Origin of the sequence: Streptomyces sp. NBRC 109706 (assembly GCF_000974485.1) — a bacterium.
Lineage (GTDB): Bacteria > Actinomycetota > Actinomycetes > Streptomycetales > Streptomycetaceae > Streptomyces.
Window position 1 is genome coordinate 1,065,691 of sequence record NZ_BBOM01000005.1, and the last position, 14,742, is coordinate 1,080,432.

12 protein-coding genes and 2 pseudogenes are annotated in these 14,742 nt (G+C 72.8%); 6 read left to right on the forward strand and 8 right to left on the reverse strand.

Annotated features, from left to right (window positions below):
- Positions 1 to 155: 155 nt before the first annotated feature.
- The 5 genes from AOM46_RS09695 to AOM46_RS09715 form a co-directional block, all read right to left on the reverse strand.
- Positions 156 to 2,384, reverse strand: coding sequence for an MMPL family transporter (locus AOM46_RS09695; protein WP_078856636.1), 2,229 nt, complete (start codon positions 2,382 to 2,384; stop codon positions 156 to 158).
- 933 nt (positions 2,385 to 3,317) lie between these two features.
- On the reverse strand, positions 3,318 to 4,025 hold the full coding sequence (locus AOM46_RS09700; protein WP_062208174.1) for a cytochrome d ubiquinol oxidase subunit II: 708 nt from the start codon (positions 4,023 to 4,025) through the stop codon (positions 3,318 to 3,320).
- 232 nt (positions 4,026 to 4,257) lie between these two features.
- A complete protein-coding gene (locus tag AOM46_RS09705; RefSeq protein WP_062208176.1) occupies positions 4,258 to 4,959 on the reverse strand; it encodes a response regulator transcription factor in 702 nt (233 codons plus the stop codon).
- A 57-nt stretch (positions 4,960 to 5,016) separates the two neighbouring features.
- Entirely contained in the window at positions 5,017 to 5,382 is a 366-nt protein-coding gene (locus AOM46_RS09710) for a glyoxalase/bleomycin resistance/extradiol dioxygenase family protein (RefSeq protein WP_062208179.1), read from the reverse strand.
- An 88-nt stretch (positions 5,383 to 5,470) separates the two neighbouring features.
- Entirely contained in the window at positions 5,471 to 6,145 is a 675-nt protein-coding gene (locus tag AOM46_RS09715) for a hypothetical protein (protein ID WP_158920339.1), read from the reverse strand.
- A 210-nt stretch (positions 6,146 to 6,355) separates the two neighbouring features.
- On the opposite strand from AOM46_RS09715, the gene AOM46_RS09720 reads away from it, so the two are divergent.
- Positions 6,356 to 7,084: a DUF4241 domain-containing protein gene (locus AOM46_RS09720; protein ID WP_062208185.1), complete on the forward strand. Its 729-nt coding sequence runs from the start codon at positions 6,356 to 6,358 to the stop codon at positions 7,082 to 7,084.
- A gap of 17 nt (positions 7,085 to 7,101) precedes the next feature.
- Here the strand turns inward: AOM46_RS09720 and AOM46_RS09725 are convergent, their stop codons facing one another.
- Entirely contained in the window at positions 7,102 to 8,274 is a 1,173-nt protein-coding gene (locus AOM46_RS09725) for a sensor histidine kinase (protein ID WP_062208188.1), read from the reverse strand.
- 55 nt (positions 8,275 to 8,329) lie between these two features.
- Between AOM46_RS09725 and AOM46_RS09730 the strand changes: the two genes are divergently transcribed.
- Positions 8,330 to 8,746 (forward strand): ankyrin repeat domain-containing protein, encoded by a 417-nt coding sequence (locus AOM46_RS09730; protein WP_062208191.1) that lies wholly within the window; start codon positions 8,330 to 8,332, stop codon positions 8,744 to 8,746.
- A gap of 62 nt (positions 8,747 to 8,808) precedes the next feature.
- Here the strand turns inward: AOM46_RS09730 and AOM46_RS33090 are convergent, their stop codons facing one another.
- Together AOM46_RS33090 and AOM46_RS09740 are read right to left on the reverse strand one after the other, a co-directional pair.
- Positions 8,809 to 10,125 carry an amidohydrolase family protein gene (locus AOM46_RS33090; RefSeq protein ID WP_062208194.1) on the reverse strand — a complete coding sequence of 439 codons (1,317 nt, stop codon included), beginning with the start codon at positions 10,123 to 10,125 and terminating at the stop codon, positions 8,809 to 8,811.
- 14 nt (positions 10,126 to 10,139) lie between these two features.
- On the reverse strand, positions 10,140 to 11,465 hold the full coding sequence (locus AOM46_RS09740) for a glutamine synthetase family protein (protein WP_078856641.1): 1,326 nt from the start codon (positions 11,463 to 11,465) through the stop codon (positions 10,140 to 10,142).
- 82 nt (positions 11,466 to 11,547) lie between these two features.
- On the opposite strand from AOM46_RS09740, the pseudogene AOM46_RS31790 reads away from it, so the two are divergent.
- From AOM46_RS31790 to AOM46_RS09760, 4 genes and pseudogenes are all read left to right on the forward strand, one after another.
- A pseudogene (locus AOM46_RS31790) lies at positions 11,548 to 12,054 on the forward strand (AAA family ATPase); the annotation flags it as partial.
- Positions 12,055 to 12,174: 120 nt separating this feature from the next.
- Positions 12,175 to 12,687 (forward strand): annotated as a pseudogene (locus AOM46_RS09750) (GrpB family protein); the annotation flags it as partial.
- A gap of 228 nt (positions 12,688 to 12,915) precedes the next feature.
- The gene (locus tag AOM46_RS09755) at positions 12,916 to 13,605 is read left to right on the forward strand and encodes an HAD-IA family hydrolase (protein ID WP_158920341.1); all 690 of its coding nucleotides are present in this window, start codon (positions 12,916 to 12,918) and stop codon (positions 13,603 to 13,605) included.
- Between the two features lie 120 nt (positions 13,606 to 13,725).
- A complete protein-coding gene (locus AOM46_RS09760) occupies positions 13,726 to 14,721 on the forward strand; it encodes a LuxR C-terminal-related transcriptional regulator (protein WP_062208203.1) in 996 nt (331 codons plus the stop codon).
- The last annotated feature ends 21 nt before the right edge of the window (positions 14,722 to 14,742 follow it).

The window sequence follows — 14,742 nt, forward strand, 5'->3', positions numbered from 1 at the left end:
GGCGCCGCCGGGGCAGCGGGAGGAACGCCTGGTCAGAGCGGGCGAGTTGGTGGGCCGCGCGCTCGAACGAGCCGCCCGACCGCTGGGGCTGGGCCGAGTGCCCGGCCCCAGCGTCGTAGCGGGCGCGTTCGCCGCGTTCACCGCCGGCGTGAGCGCTACCGCACCGGCGCCTGCTCCCGCACCTCGGCCGCCGGGTCTCCGTGCCGCTCCAGCTCCACCTTCGGCAGGATCCGCGCCAACGGGGCTGGCAGCCACCAGGCGTGGCGGCCCATCAGCTGCATCGCGGCGGGGACGATCAGGCACCGGATGATCACGGCGTCCACCAGGATCGCCACCGCCATCCCGAATCCCATCTGCTGCAACAGCCGGTCGGGGCTGAGCATGAAGGCACCGAAGACCACCACCATGATCGCGCCGGCCGCGCTGATCACCGCACCGGTGTGGGCCAGGCCCTCCCGGACGGCCAACTGGTGGTCCCGGTGCCGCTCCCATTCCTCGTGCATCCGCGAGACCAGGAAGATCTCGTAGTCCATGGAGAGTCCGAAGACGATCGCGAAGATCATCACCGGGAGGTACGCCTCGATCGGCCCCGGCTCGACCCCGAACCAGCCCTCCTGGAAGACCAGTGTCATCGCGCCCAGGGCCGCACCGATGCTGAGCAGGTTCAACAGCGCGGCCTTGAGCGGGATCAACACCGAACGGAAGACGGCCATCAGCAGCAGCACCGACACACCGACCACGATGGCCACGAAGAGCGGCATCCGCTCGGCGACCTTCGCCGAGTAGTCCTCGGTGGCGGCGGTGGCGCCACCGACCAGATAGTCGGCACCCGTGCGCTCGCCCACGGCGGGCAGCACGGTGTCGCGCAACTCGCCCACCAACTCCGAGGTGGCCTCGTCCTGCGGGGACGAGGTGGGGAACACGACCACCGTCGCCACCTGCCCGTCCTCGGTGGGCCTCGGCGGCGTGACGGCCGCCACGGAGTCGAGCCCGGCGACCGTCTCGGCGGCCTCCCCGGCCGCGGCCTCGGCGCCGCCCTCTCCGCCGTCGGTGACGATCACCAGCGGACCGTTGAAGCCGGGGCCGAAGCCGTCGGAGAGCAGATCGTAGGCGGCCCGACTGGTCGAGTCCGCCGGGTCGTTGCCGGCGTCCGCCATGCCGAGACGCAGATCGAGCGCGGGCGCGGCCAGCGCGAGCAGCGCCACCACGGCGGCCGTCAACGCGACCAACGGCCGCCGCTGCACGGCGCCGCCGAGCCGCCGCCAGGCGGTGCCGGTCGGCGGCTTGCCCCGCCCGGCCCGCTTCCTGGCCCGCGCCGGGAAGTGCCGGGCGAACCGGTCGCCGAAGAGGCCGAGCAGCGCGGGCAGCAGGGTGAGCGAGGCCAGCATGGTGGCCAACACCGTCAACGCCACGGACAGCGCGATGCCCTGGAGGGAACCGAGGCCGAGCGCGACCAGGCCGAGCAGCGCGACGATCACCGTGCAGCCGGCGAAGAACACCGTCCGGCCTGCCGCGTCCAACGCGCCACGCGTCGCCCGCTCCGGGCTCGCGCCGGCCACCAACTCGGCGCGGTAGCGGGTGAAGATCAACAACGCGTAGTCGATGCCGACGCCCAGGCCGACCAGCATCATGACGTAGACGGTGTAGTCGGCGATGGTGAACAGGTGCGAGGCCAGCACGATGGCGCCCAGCGTGGAGCCGACCGCGAACAGCGCGGTGATCACGGGCAGTCCGGCGGCCAGCACCGAACCGAACATCAACACCAGGATCACCAGGGCGGCCAGAATGCCCATGCCCTCGGCGGCGCCCCCCTCCCCCTCGCCCAGCGCGCGGGCCGCGTCGCCGCCCAACTCGACCCGCAGCGCGTCGCTCTGCGCCTCCCGCGCGGTGTCCAGGATGCGCTCGGTGTCCCCGACCGGCATCTGCTCGGCCGGGGTGTCCAACACGACCGTCGCATAGCCGACGGTGCCGTCGGCCGAGACGGCCGAACCGTCCTCGTACGGACTGTGCACGCCGGCGACCCTCGGCAACGTCGCGACCTCCGTCAGCATCGCCGCGACCCGCTCCTCGACGGCGGCCCCGTCGAGGCCGCCCTCGGCGTGCAACACGATCTCGACGGTGTCGCCGCCCTGGTCGGAGCCGTGCTCCTCCAACAGTTCGAGCGCGGCCTGGGAATCAGTACCGGGCAGCGAGTAGTCCTCCCGGTAGTCGTCCCCCACGGCCGAGGCCAACGCCCAGACCCCGACCAAAACCAGCAACCACAACCCGAGCGACGCCTTCCGCCACCGGAACGAGAACCCGGCGAGCCGGGCGAACACAGAGCCGGTGCCCTCCGGGGGTTGCGCCGAACCGGCCGGCGGGCCGCCGTGCGATGTGGACCTCATGACTGCTGCTCCTTCATTAGAGACGACGACTTGGACGACGACAGAGACGACGACTTACAGGCGCCGGAACGGACCGGCCGAACGGTGCCCCTGCGGCCGGCCGAACGGCGAGTCCTGAACGAACGGGGTGGGGCGGGGCGGCGGCCGGACGGGCAGGCGGGTGGGTGGTCGGTGACCGGGAAGGGCGCCGTAAGGGCCTGCGGCCGGCCGAACCGGAAGGAACGGCCGGGCCCCAAGGCCGAACACCACCCCGCCCTGGCGGGCAACCGGCTCCGGCGCGGGCCGGGGACCGCCCCCCGGCCCCGCCACCACCGCGCGGCGCGGCCCCGCCCAGCGGGCAGGCAGCCCGGCGCCTGCCGGGCTCGGCCCGGCCGCCGGCCGGCAGGCGCGCAACAGGCCAACGTCCCTCCCGGCGCGGGCAGAACCCCGCCCTGCCCACAAGCCGCGCAACCCGCCCCGGCGCCAGCCGGCCCGGCCCCACCCGCCTGCGGCCGGCCGGACCGCGAGCCGGGACAAACAGCCGGCCCCGGAGCGGCCCAAACCGCCCGACGACCGACCGGGTGCCTGGGGGCCAGGGGGAACGGCCAGGCCCAAGGACCAAACCGGCCCCGCCGGCCAACTCCCGTCCGCAGGCCGGCGACCAACCGGCAGCGCAACCAGCCCCGGCGCCAGCCGGAACCCCGACCGCCGGCCGGCCACCATCGCCGCGCGGCGCAACCCGCCCAGCGGGGCAAAGCAGCCCGGCAGCGGGCCGGCAGGCACGCAATGGCCAACGCCCCTTCCCGCGTGGGCAGGACCGCGCACCGCCCACAAGCCCCGCAGCTCCGCCCCGGCGCCAGCCGGAACCCCGCCACACGGCACGGCCCCGCCCAGCGGGCAGGCGCCCCCGGCCGGTAGGCCGGCAGCGGCCGACCCGGCCCGGCCCGTCGGGGGCTAGCGCTGTGGAGGGGGGTGGTGGTGGAGGAGGGTGAGGAGCGCGAGGAGGAGGAAGGGGGTGAGGAGGGCCAGGGTTGGGGTGGGGGCCGCGTGGGGGGTGAGGGGGAGGCGTGCGCCGGCGAGGGGTGGCAGGGCCGCCAGCGACGCCCCGGTCAGTGCCAGGGAGCGGCCGGCGCCCCGCCCCGCCAGCTGTCGGGCCCGTTCGAACGGTGGTCCCGTCGCCCGGAGGGCGGCGAAGCCGATGCCGTGTACCAGCACCAGCAGCGCCACACAGACCGCGCTGAGCAGCCCGACCGCCGGCGGCGCCGGCCGTACCGGGGCCCCGCCGACCAGCGAGGCCAGCAGCCACCCCCAGGTCAGTACGGTCAGCCAACTGCCGGCCACCGAGGGCCAGTCGGCGCGCGGACGGATGCCACGGCCCACCAGCCGCAGCAGCGTGCCGCCGAGCAGCGCGGCCAGCAGCGGCGCGAGGCCGCCCAACTCCGGGGCCAGCGACGGGAAGCAGGCCAGCAGGGTGCCGGCCGAGGCGAGCAGCCACAGCCCGCCCAGCGGTCCGAAGGGCGCGGTGGCCGCCCGCAGGGAGGCCCGTTCGTCCGCGTCCCGGCCCAGGAACGGCAGCAGCATGACCAGGCCGAGGCCGGCGCCGCCGGTCACCAGATAGCCCGCCGTGAAGCAGCTCAGCAGGAGGACGGCGAGCTGCTCCATGGGGCTGGTCCTCCGGAGCGCGGGTGGCGGCGGGCTGTTCGGTCACCCGACAACAGTGGCCTCCGGAGGTGTTTCCGCACGTCAGCCGCCAGCTGACACTCTCGATACGCCAGCGGGCGCACGGCGGGGGCGCGACGTACTCCCCCGGTTGCGGTCCCCCTGGGAACGTCTCGGGGGAAGCCCCGACGCCGTCCCCCAAGGGCCCTGGGGCCCAGGGCCCCAGGGCGGACGGTCAGCTCATCCAGCCGGGGGTGATCATGCCCGTCTCATAGGCGAGGATCACCAGCTGGGCGCGGTCCCTGACCGCCAGTTTGGTCATGATCCGGCTGACATGGGTCTTGGCGGTGGCCGGGCTGAGCACCAGCCGGCGGGCGATCTCGTCGTTGGTGAGCCCGGCCCCGACCAGGCCCATGACCTCGCGTTCCCGTTCGGTGAGCGCGTTCAACCGGGGGCTGGGGTCCGGCTGTTTGACGCGGCCGGCGAACTCGGCGATCAGCCGGCGGGTGATCGTCGGCGCGATCAGCGCGTCGCCGCGCGCGCAGACCCGGATGGCGTGCAGCAGTTCCATCGGCTCGGTGTCCTTCACCAGGAACCCGGAGGCGCCGGCGCGCAGCGCGCCGTAGACGTAGTCGTCGACGTCGAAGGTGGTCAGGATGACGACGCGGACCCCGGCGAGCCGTTCGTCCCCGACGATCCTCTCGGTGGCCGCGAGGCCGTCCGTCCCGGGCATCCTGATGTCCATCAACACGATGTCGGGGCGCAGCTCTTCGGCGAGGGCGACGGCCTCGGCGCCGTTGCCGGCCTCGCCCACCACCTCGATGTCCTCCTCGTCCGCGAGGATGGACCGGAACCCCGCTCGCACCAGCATCTGGTCGTCGGCGAGGAGCACTCTCACCCGTCTGACGTCGGGGTCTCCTGGGCGCGTCGTGGTCATGGCAACCAGGGTAGGCGGGCGGCTGTGCGGGAGCCGGCCCCGGTACCCCGCCCGACGTCAGCCCTCGGCCGTCGCGCTCGTGATCCGCAGATACTGCCCGGCCGGGTCGAAGACGCGAAAGTCCGTCAGCCCCCAGGGCCGCGTCCGCAGCGGGTCGGCGAGCGGCCAGCCGCTGGCGACCACCCGTTCGTGTTCGGCCCTGATGTCGTCGACGCGCAGCACGATCTCACTCCCGTTGGGGGGTCGACGCGGCGCCGGGTCCGCCTCGTCGTGCTGACAGCAGGCGACGCGTACCTCGTCCCGGCGGACGACGACATGCTCCGGGGATACGGGCCCCTCGGGCGTCCGGAACCCCAGGACGCGGACGTAGAAGTCCACCAATGTGGGGACGTCCTTGTGGAAGACCTCATACGAAATGCGCATCACCGCACTCCCTTTCTCTTTCTCCGTCACGGAGTTCTCCGTTACGGGAGTTCTCCGTCACGGGAGTTCTCCGTCACGGAAGCGCCGTTCAGGAGGTACGGGCCGCGTCCAGCCGGTCGAGTTGGGCGGCGCCAAGCGTCTCCAGCAGGTCGGCCTCGCCGTCGACCCCGGACTCCTGGGCGTGCACGGCGCGCAGCAGCACGGTGCCCGTCCGCATCTCCAGGACGACCGACCGTTCCGCGTCGTCCTCGACATGGATATAGCTGCTCTGGTCGCCCAGCGAAACGCCCTCGATCTCCGTGCCGGTGGTCACCAGCAGATGGCCGGTGGCGCTGGCGAAGGCCGCCTCGGCCGCCGACTGGTCGGCGAACGAACAGAGTTCGACGATCACCGACGCGTCGCCCGGGCCCTCGTAGCTCACCCGGCCGGACTGCAGGATGTCGACCGGCGGCGCCGGATCGACGGGATCGGCGCAGGTGGCGCCGCCGTGGGTGGCTCCCTCGACGGTGCGCTCATAGCCCGGCGGAAGATCCTCCGACGGCACCAGCGCACCCAACAACTGCTCGGCCTGGTCCAGCACCGCGTCCTCGTCGACCGTCCCCTCCTCCAGTTCGAGGGGGGCCTCCTCCTCGGCGCCCGGCGGGTCCTCGACCGCGCCCATACCGTCGGCTGGGGTCACGCCATCACCGCTGTCGCTGCCGCAGCCGCTGAGTAACACAGCGCCCAGCGCGACGGTCAGCACCCATGGTCGTGCTCCGCGCATCCCCAACTCACCTTCCCCGTCTGTCACTTCTCGTACTTTCGACACTAACCCCGCAAGGGGCGCGCGCGGCAGACCCAGAGCCGGACCCGGGCGCCCGGATGTGCGCCGCACACCCATGCGATGATGGCCGCGCGGTCGCAGCGGGTTCGCGCTCCCGCCCGGATTCTCGACCTGTTCGACCCGATGAAAACCACGACGGGATGACCATCGATGCCTCTGCCCGCGCCCGATATCGCCCGCCTCTTCACCCTGGGAAGTGTTTTCCACGGTTCACGCGGCGAAACCAGTACCGTCAACGCGTTGCCCGAGGCCCCGTTGACGTTGCCCTCCGGGCGTGTGGCCGCCTGCGATCCGCTGATCGGGATCGAGGACGGCGTCGAGCCCTTTGTCGACGAGGTGCCGCCGGGCACCTATCCGGTGGTGCTGTCGATCGTCGAGGTGACGGAGCCCGACGCGCCGGAGTTCGCCCATGACCGGGCCGCCGCCGCCTGGTTGCGGATCAGCGACGAGCCGGCCGTCCGCTGGTCGTTGGCGCTGGTCGCCGGCCAGGACACGGCGGGGCTCTCGGACGAGGAGTGGATCGGCTACGGCGTGGACACCGGCACCGGCTGCTTCGTCGACGCCATGGCGGCGCCCCAACTCACCAACCTCCTGGGCGAGGACGGCGACGATCTGATCGACGCCATCTACGGCCGCGACGTACCCCCGCCGCCGCTGCCCAGCGCCGTGGTGGACCCGAGGTCCGGCTACGGCCTGGTCGGCTTCCCCACCGGCTGGGGCGACGGCGCCTACCCCACCTGGGTCGGCCACGACGCGACGGGCCGCGTCACCGGCTTCGTCACCAGCTTCTTCGTAGCCGACGACCCCGCCGCCGACGACCCAGCCGCCGACGCCCCCGCGACGGACGCCCCAGCGACGGACGCCGGGGATCAGGAGTAGCCGTCCCCCCTTCGCGTTCAGGCCGTGGGGAGGGGGAGGGGGAGGTGGGCGGTGACGCGGAAGCCCGGGGGGTCGGGGCGGTTGTGGGCGGTGAGGTCGCCGCCGAGGGCGCGGGCGCGGGTGGTCATGCCGAGGATGCCGCTGCCCTGCGCGCCGGGTTCGGCGCCGCCGCCGTTGTCCTCGACGCGGAGCCGCAGTTCACGCTCGGTGTAGTCGACCCGGACGACGGCCTCGCTGGCCCGCGCGTGCCGGGTGATGTTGGTGATGGACTCCTGGATGATCCGGTAGGCGGCGAGGGAGATGCCCGGTGGGAGCACCTGCGCCTCCCCCGTGGTCTCGACCCGGATGTCGAGGCCGCTGCCGCCCGCGCGGTGCACCAGCTCGCCGAGCCGTTCCAGACCGGCCGCCGGTTCGACCGGCGCCGCCTCGTCCACCTGGCGCAACACGCCCAGTGTGGCGCGGAGTTCGCGGAGCGCGTCCTTGCTGGTGTCGCGCACCAGCTCCAGGGCGCCGACCAACTCAGCCGTCTCGCCCGGGCGTTTGGCGCTGCGGTGCAGCGCGGCGGTGCTGCTGACGTTTATCAGCGAGATGTTGTGGCCCAGCACATCGTGCAACTCCCTTGCCAGCCGCAGCCGTTCCTCCGTCGCGGACTGTTGGGCCCGGAGGTCGCGCTCGCGTTCGGCGGCCAGCACGCGCTGCTCCGCCTCGTGCTGGTGCGCGTGCCGGACCCGTACCGCGTGGCCGAGGGCGATCAGGCTGAGGAACCAGCCGCCGAAGAGCACGATCGCCATGTTGTCCACATGGCGTTCGTCGGTGGTCAACATCTCGGCCCAGGTGATCACCAGGAGGGTGAAGACCGCCAGTGCGACGGCGGCGGTCAGCTGGCCGCTGCGCGCGACCGTGTAGAGCGCGAGCACATAGACGGCCAGCGGCGCCGGCCCGTCCACCGGGGTGACCGGGTAGTAGAGGACGGCCACCACCATCGCCAGCACCCCGACCGCGACCGGCCAGCGGTGCCGCAGCCCGAGCGCGGCGCCCGCGATCAGCACCAGCGCCCAGCCGATCGCCGCCCGCAGCGGACTCCCGGCCGCGGCGGCCCCGAAGAGCAGCACACCGTCCACCAGGACGGCCAGACCCGGCAGCAGGGACAGGCGGTCCCAGTGGAACGCCGAGGCCAAACGGGCAAGCATGGCAGTCAGAGTACGTAGGCTGTGCCCAAACGGCACCATCGAGGAGGAAGACCCCATGACCGGCCCGGCACCGGAGAGCAACGAGCCCGCCCACGACCCCGAGGTGCTCCAGCTCGCGGCGAAGGTGTTCGACCTGGCCAGGGACGGGGACACGGACACCGTCGCCGCGTATGTGGACGCGGGTGTCCCGCCGAACCTCAGCAACGACAAGGGCGACACGCTGCTGATGCTGGCGGCGTACCACGGCCATGTGGCGACCGTCGAGGCGCTGCTGTCGCGCGGCGCGGACCCGGCCCGCAGCAATGACAAGGGGCAGACGCCCATCGCCGGCGCGGTCTTCAAGAACGAGTCGGCGGTGGTCCGCGTTCTGCTGGCCGCGGGCGCCGACCCGGCGGCCGGCCAGCCGTCGGCGGTGGACACGGCGCGGATGTTCGGCCGAACGGAGCTGCTTTCGCTCTTCGGCGCCGACTGATTTCCGGCCCGGTGTCCGCCCGCGTCCTGTCCTTCGGCGCGGGGTGACCTGCCGTCCTGGCCTCAGTCGAGACGGTAGACGCGGCGGGCGTTGTCGGCGGCCAGCAGGGCGGCGATCCGTGGCCATTCGGCGCGCGGCGCCGCCAGTTGGGTCAGGGCCTCGGCCAGCGCCTGACGGAACTGCCGCGCGCCGACCAGATACAGCTCCGGCAGGCCGTAGGCGTCCGTGGAGAACAGCACCTTCCCGAACGGGGCCAGCTCCAACGTCTCGGCGAGGACCGCGCCGGCGCGGGTGCCGACATGGCTCAGCGTCAGGCCGAGGTCCACATGGACCTGCGGGTGGACGGCCGCCAGATGGGCGGCCCGCCGGTGGAACGGGTAGCAGTGCAGCAGCACCAGCGGCCCGCCGGTGGGGCCGACGGCCCGCACGAAGTCGGTGAGGAGCGCCGGATCGGCGCGGTGCAGCCGTAGGTCGGCGTCGCCGAAGCCGGTGTGCAGCTGGAGCGGGAGGCCGGTCTCGACGGCCGACCAGAGAAGATGCCGTGCCAGCACCGGGTTGCGCAGTCGGCCGCCGGCCGGACGGGTGAGCAGCCAGTGCTCGGCGGCGGTCCACAGCTCGGCCCTGCTGGGCGGTTCGGGCGCCAGCTGCAGCCCGTGCCGGTAGGCGGCGACGGACTTGAACGCGACCGAGGTGGCTCGCGCCGCACCGATGGCCTTGGCCAGGCCGGCGAGGAACGCGTCGGTGTCCTGCCCGGCCCGGTCGGCCGCCGCCTCGGCCAGGCACTCCAACCGCGTCACCACCCGGGCCGTGCCGCCGACCCCGGCCGCCATCTCCCCCACCCCCACCCAGGCACCGGCCGCATCGTTCGAACCGCGAGGCGGCGTCGCGGCGGTAGACGGGCGACCCCCGTGGGCGGCCCAGCGGCCGTCGGGGTGACGGTCGACGTACCCCGGCCCGTCGTCAGCCCAACTACCGTTGCCGGTACGCCGCTTGTCGGTCCAACCACCCCCGCCGTTCGACGGCCCCCCGGCGTCGGAGGACGCCGCGCCGCCGGCGGGCAGGCCGGTGTCGACCAGGAAGGTGCCGATGCCCGCCGCCGCAAGGAGGCGGTGGTGGGCCTCGGGGGCGCCGAGGGCCGTGCGGGCCCGGAGGTAGTCGTCGGGGGTGGCGTAGGCCGGGAGGCCAAGCGCGGGGGCGCACCAGCGGCGTACCGCGAGGCCGAGCTGGCTGTCGAAGTAGCTGGTGCCGGCCGCCGGCGGGTGCGGGGACTCGGCGAGCCAGCGTTCGAACTCGGCGACGGTCGTGGGGACTTCGCGCAGCACCCGGTGGCAGTGCTGGTCAACGAGCGGGGGCAGCGGCGGCAGTTCGTCAGGGGTCATCGTTCGGCCGCCGGTCAGTAGCGGTCGCGGGTGGCGGTGATCAGGTCGTCGGGCCCGGTTGCCTCGTACAGTTCCGCCTCCGCGCGGCGGACGGCGAGGATCGCGCCGAGCAGTTCGGGGCCGAGGGCGGCGCCGAGCACCGATGACGCCGCCAGTCGGTCGATCGCGGCGGGCAGCGTTTCGGGTAGCCGCTGCTGGTTCAACTGCTGTGCCGGGTCGCCGATGACGGGCAGCGGCAGCGTCAACTCCTCGCGCAGGCCCGCGATTCCGGCGGCCAGTACGGCGCCGACCAGGAGATAGGGGTTGGCGGCGCCGTCGAAGGACTTGAGTTCGGCGTTGGCGCCGCCGAGGTCGTCGGGCGAGCCCTCGACGAAGCGCAGTGCGGCCTCCCGGTTCTCCAGGCCCCAGGAGTGGTAGGCCCCGGACCAGTGGCCGGGGCGGAGCCGCAGATAGCTGGCCGGCGAGGGCGCGCCCAGCGCCATCAGCGCGGGCAGTTCGCGGAAGACGCCGGCGAGGAACGCCTGGCAGTCGGCGGTCATGCCGAACGGGCCGTCGCCGCCCCGGCAGAGGTTCTTGCCGTCGCGCCAGAGGCTGAGGTGCAGATGGCGTCCGTTGCCGAGGCCGTCGCCGCGCACCATCGGCGCGAAGGAGGCGGCGAGTCCGTGGCGGGCGGAGACGGCGCGGACGGTTTCCCGGGCGAGTACCGCGAGGTCGGCGGCGGCGAGGGGGCCGGTGGGGGTGAGGGAGACCTCGAACTGGCCGAGCGCGTACTCGGGGTGGAGTTGCAGGGGTTCGAGCCCCTGGGCGGTGAACGCTTCGAGCAACGCGCCGAGGTAGTCGGAGAGTTCGACCAGCCGGGACATTCCGTAGGCGGGTCCGGTGGCGACCCGTCCCGCCGGGTCGGCCGCCGGGGCGACCATCCACTCGGTCTCGAAGCCCATCAGCAGCTCGATGCCGAACTCCTCGGCGACAGTGGCCACTTGGCGGCGGGCGAACCGTCGTTGGCAGGCGGGGTAGGGGGCCCGGGACGATTCGAAGCGGTCGACGGGGGCCCAGGCCCAGCCGGGTTGGCCGGCGAGGACGGTCAGCCGGTCCAGGTCGGGGACCAGCCGCAGGTCTCCGTCGGGGCCGCCGATATGGGGGCTGTCCGTCATCGAGTCGTCGACCAGGTAGACGTCGAAGACCGGCGACATGCCGACGCCGTTGCGCACCGCCTGCTTGAGCCGCGCCGTGGGCACCGCCTTGACCCGGGTGATACCGGCGTTGTCCACCCAGGTCAGGGCGATGCCCCGTACGCCCGCCGAGGTGAGCCTGGCCATCGCCTGCTGAGTGTGGTCCATGCGGGCAAACCCTGCCGCGCCCACCCACATCGCCGCAAGCAGCCCATCACCCAACCGGGTGGTCGGTCCCTAGACTCGGTCGATGATCATCTGGTTGAACGGAACGTTCGGGGCGGGGAAGACGACCACCGCCCGCGCCCTGGTCGATCGGCTGCCGGAGGCTCTGCTCTTCGACACGGAGGAGGTCGGCGCGATGTTGGGGCGGGTGCTGGATCCGTCCACCGTCTCGGACTTCCAGCAGTGGCGGCCCTGGCGGCGCCTGGTGGTGGGGACCGCGCGGGAGTTGCTGGACCATCTCGGTGGGGTGCTGGTGGTGCCGCAGTCGGTGCTGGTCGAGGAGTACTGGGCCGAGTTGAGCGCGGGATTCGCTGGTGCCGGCATCCCGGTGCGCCCGTTTCTGCTGCACAGCGACCGGGCGACGTTGACGGAACGGATCACCGCCGACGAGGTGGAGGGGGCCGGCGCCCGGGCCTGGCGGCTCGCGCATCTGGACAGGTACGAAGGGGCGCTCCCCTGGTTGACGGAGGCCCTGGACGTTGTCGACACCACCGGCCGTCCGCCGTCCGGGGTGGTCGACGAGATCCTGGCCGCGTTGGGGCCCGCCGTCGGCGAGACGCCCGAGGTGGGGCCGCCCCGGATGAGCGATGAGGAGCTGGCCGCCGTCACGGTGGGGGAGGTGCGGCCGCTCGACGCCCCGATCCTGCTGATGGAGCCCAACCCGTGGTGGTCCACGGCCTTCGCGGCCGAGGCGGCGGCCATCGGCGCACAACTGACGGCGCTACCGCATGAGTTGGCGCATGTGGGCTCGACCTCGGTGCCGGGGCTGCCGGCGAAGCCGATCGTGGACATGCTGCTGACCGTGCCGGATCCGGGCGACGAGGACGCCTATGTGCCGGCGTTGACGGCGCTCGGCTACCGGCTGGCGATCCGCGAGCCCGACTGGTTCCAGCATCGGGTGCTGCGCAGGAAGGATCCGACACCCCGGTTCGACGGCTTCAATCTCCATGTGTTTCCGGAGGGTTGCGCCGAGGTGGAGCGGATGCTGACCTTCCGCGACCGGCTGCGCGCGCATGACGAGGAACGGGACCTCTACGCCCGGACGAAGCGCACCCTGGCCCGTCGCACCTGGGCACATACGCAGCACTATGCCGACGCCAAGTCCCAGACGGTGGAGGCGATTCTCGCCCGCGCCGGGGGCGAGGGCCGCCGGGCGGGTGGTTGACCGTTTGATGCAACGCAGCTATCGGACAGAGCCGTTCGCTGGACCGTTCGCCGTTCGCCCCGCAGGATCGTGGGGCGGGCGGCGAAGGAGCCCGGGTCTTCTCGATGGTGGTCGGGCACCGAGGCGAAAGTCGGAGGACGGATGCACTCTGCTGTGACGGCCGGGCCGCATTCGGCTCGCGCCGGCCTGATCGTTCCGACGTTGCCGCGCCTGGGCTGAGGGGGCGCCGTGTCGGCCCCGATGTCGGCCCCCATGTCGGCGCCCGACTGGGCCCCCTGGTCGGGGGACGCCGTGCTGTTCGACCTGAACGGAACGCTCGTCCAGTCCATGGCGGTGATCGAACACCACTCCCGCCGCTGGGCGCGCCGGCAGGGTCTGGACGAGGAGTCCGTCCTGACGGCCTGGCACGGCCGGCGGGACGGCGATCTGATCGCCGAGTACGTCCCGGCCGAGCGGGTGGCGCGCGAACTGGCCTGGATCCGCGAGCTGTCGTGCCGCGATGTGACGGGCATCGAGGTGACGGCCGGCGGCCTCGATGTGCTCGACGGGTTGGCCGGCCACCGTTGGGGGATCGTCACCAACGGCGAACGGGCGGTGGCGCTCGGCCGGATGGCCGCCGCGGGGATCCCTGAGCCGCCGGCGCTGGTGACGGCGGAGGACGTGGGCCGGGGGAAGCCGTCGCCCGAGGGGTATCTGCGGGCCGCCGCGCTGTTGGACGTGGATCCGGCGCGCTGCCTGGTCTTCGAGGACACCGACCTCGGCATCGCGGCGGCGCGGGCGGCCGGGATGACGAGTTGCCTCGTCGGCGAGCTGCCGGCGGCCGATCACGTCGGGCGGTCGATCGCCAGCTTCGAGGAGTTGGAGGTCCTGCCGCCGAACGCGCCCGGCGCCGCGATGCGGATGGCCTTCGGCGGCTGATCGGCTCCGCACGTTTGCAGGCTGTTCCAAACGCGAACAGCCGTGGCGGGTGGCTCGGTTACCATTGCGTCTCACTCTCCGGCTGCGTCGACTCGCCGGCTCAGCAAGCGGAAGGGCGTCATGGACACCGAGGGCCATCCGATCCCGGAATTACCCGAACTGGACAGGATCAGCTCTCTCGCCTATCGATTCGCCCTCGAACACGGCTATTTCACGCGACAGTCCCTCGTCGCGAAGCTGGATCTGACGGAGAGCCAGGCGGAGCACTCCGTCCACACCCTGCGCGCGCTGCGTCTGGTGCGGCCGGTCGACGATGTGAGCGACCAGCTGGTTCCGGTGAGCCCCGAGGCCGCGGCCGCCCAGCTGGTCACGCCGATCGAATCGGAGATCCAGCAGCTCAGAAGGCTGGCCGACCGGTTGCGCTCGGACTTCGCCGCGTTGATGCCGCTCTATTTCGAGCAGCGCAGGCGGCGGCGGTCGGAGGAGGCCGTCGATGTCCTGGAGGACGCGGAGACGGTGGGCTCGGTGCTGGCCTATCTCGCCGCCGAGTGCCGGCAGGAGGTGCTTACCGTGCAGCCGGGCGGCGGCCGACCGGCCGAGGTCCTTTCGGAGGCGTCGTCCCGGGACCTGGCGCTGCTCGAACGCGGCGTCCGACTGCGGATCCTCTACCAGCACACCGTGCGATTCCACGCGCCCACCCAGAGCTATGTGGCCGAGGTCCAACAAGCGGGTGCGCAGGTGCGAACGTTGGACGAACTCTTCAGCAGAATGCAGGTCTTCGACCGGGAGATCGCGCTGCTGCCCTCCCAACACAGCGGCACCGAAGCCGTGCTCACCCGGGAGCCGTCCATCGTTCTCACCCTGTGCAACGCGTTCGAACAACTCTGGGAACAGGCCACCCCGTTCGCCGAACAGCTCCCCGGGGCGGACGAGTTCGACGATGCCAAGCGCGCGATCCTGCAGATGCTGGTGGCCGGCGTCAAGGACGAGGTGATCGCCCGGCGGATGGGGTTCTCCGTCCGCACCTGTCGTCGGCATATCGCGGAGATCATGCAGGTACTCGACGCGGACAGCCGCTTCCAGGCCGGCTATATCCTCTCCCGGCAACAGCGGTGACGGGCCGCCCAGCCCCGGGGC

Excerpts from the sequence above, each read along its gene's own strand:
- AOM46_RS09720 (WP_062208185.1), top strand. The coding sequence starts at position 6,356 with ATGCCTCTGCCCGCGCCCGATATCGCCCGCCTCTTCACCCTGGGAAGT.
- AOM46_RS09705 (WP_062208176.1), bottom strand. The coding sequence starts at position 4,959 with ATGACCACGACGCGCCCAGGAGACCCCGACGTCAGACGGGTGAGAGTG.
- AOM46_RS09725 (WP_062208188.1), bottom strand. The coding sequence starts at position 8,274 with ATGCTTGCCCGTTTGGCCTCGGCGTTCCACTGGGACCGCCTGTCCCTG.
- AOM46_RS09760 (WP_062208203.1), top strand. The coding sequence starts at position 13,726 with ATGGACACCGAGGGCCATCCGATCCCGGAATTACCCGAACTGGACAGG.
- AOM46_RS33090 (WP_062208194.1), bottom strand. The coding sequence starts at position 10,125 with ATGACCCCTGACGAACTGCCGCCGCTGCCCCCGCTCGTTGACCAGCAC.
- AOM46_RS09700 (WP_062208174.1), bottom strand. The coding sequence starts at position 4,025 with ATGGAGCAGCTCGCCGTCCTCCTGCTGAGCTGCTTCACGGCGGGCTAT.
- AOM46_RS09730 (WP_062208191.1), top strand. The coding sequence starts at position 8,330 with ATGACCGGCCCGGCACCGGAGAGCAACGAGCCCGCCCACGACCCCGAG.
- AOM46_RS09695 (WP_078856636.1), bottom strand. The coding sequence starts at position 2,384 with ATGAGGTCCACATCGCACGGCGGCCCGCCGGCCGGTTCGGCGCAACCC.
- AOM46_RS09710 (WP_062208179.1), bottom strand. The coding sequence starts at position 5,382 with ATGCGCATTTCGTATGAGGTCTTCCACAAGGACGTCCCCACATTGGTG.
- AOM46_RS09715 (WP_158920339.1), bottom strand. The coding sequence starts at position 6,145 with ATGCGCGGAGCACGACCATGGGTGCTGACCGTCGCGCTGGGCGCTGTG.
- AOM46_RS09740 (WP_078856641.1), bottom strand. The coding sequence starts at position 11,465 with ATGGACCACACTCAGCAGGCGATGGCCAGGCTCACCTCGGCGGGCGTA.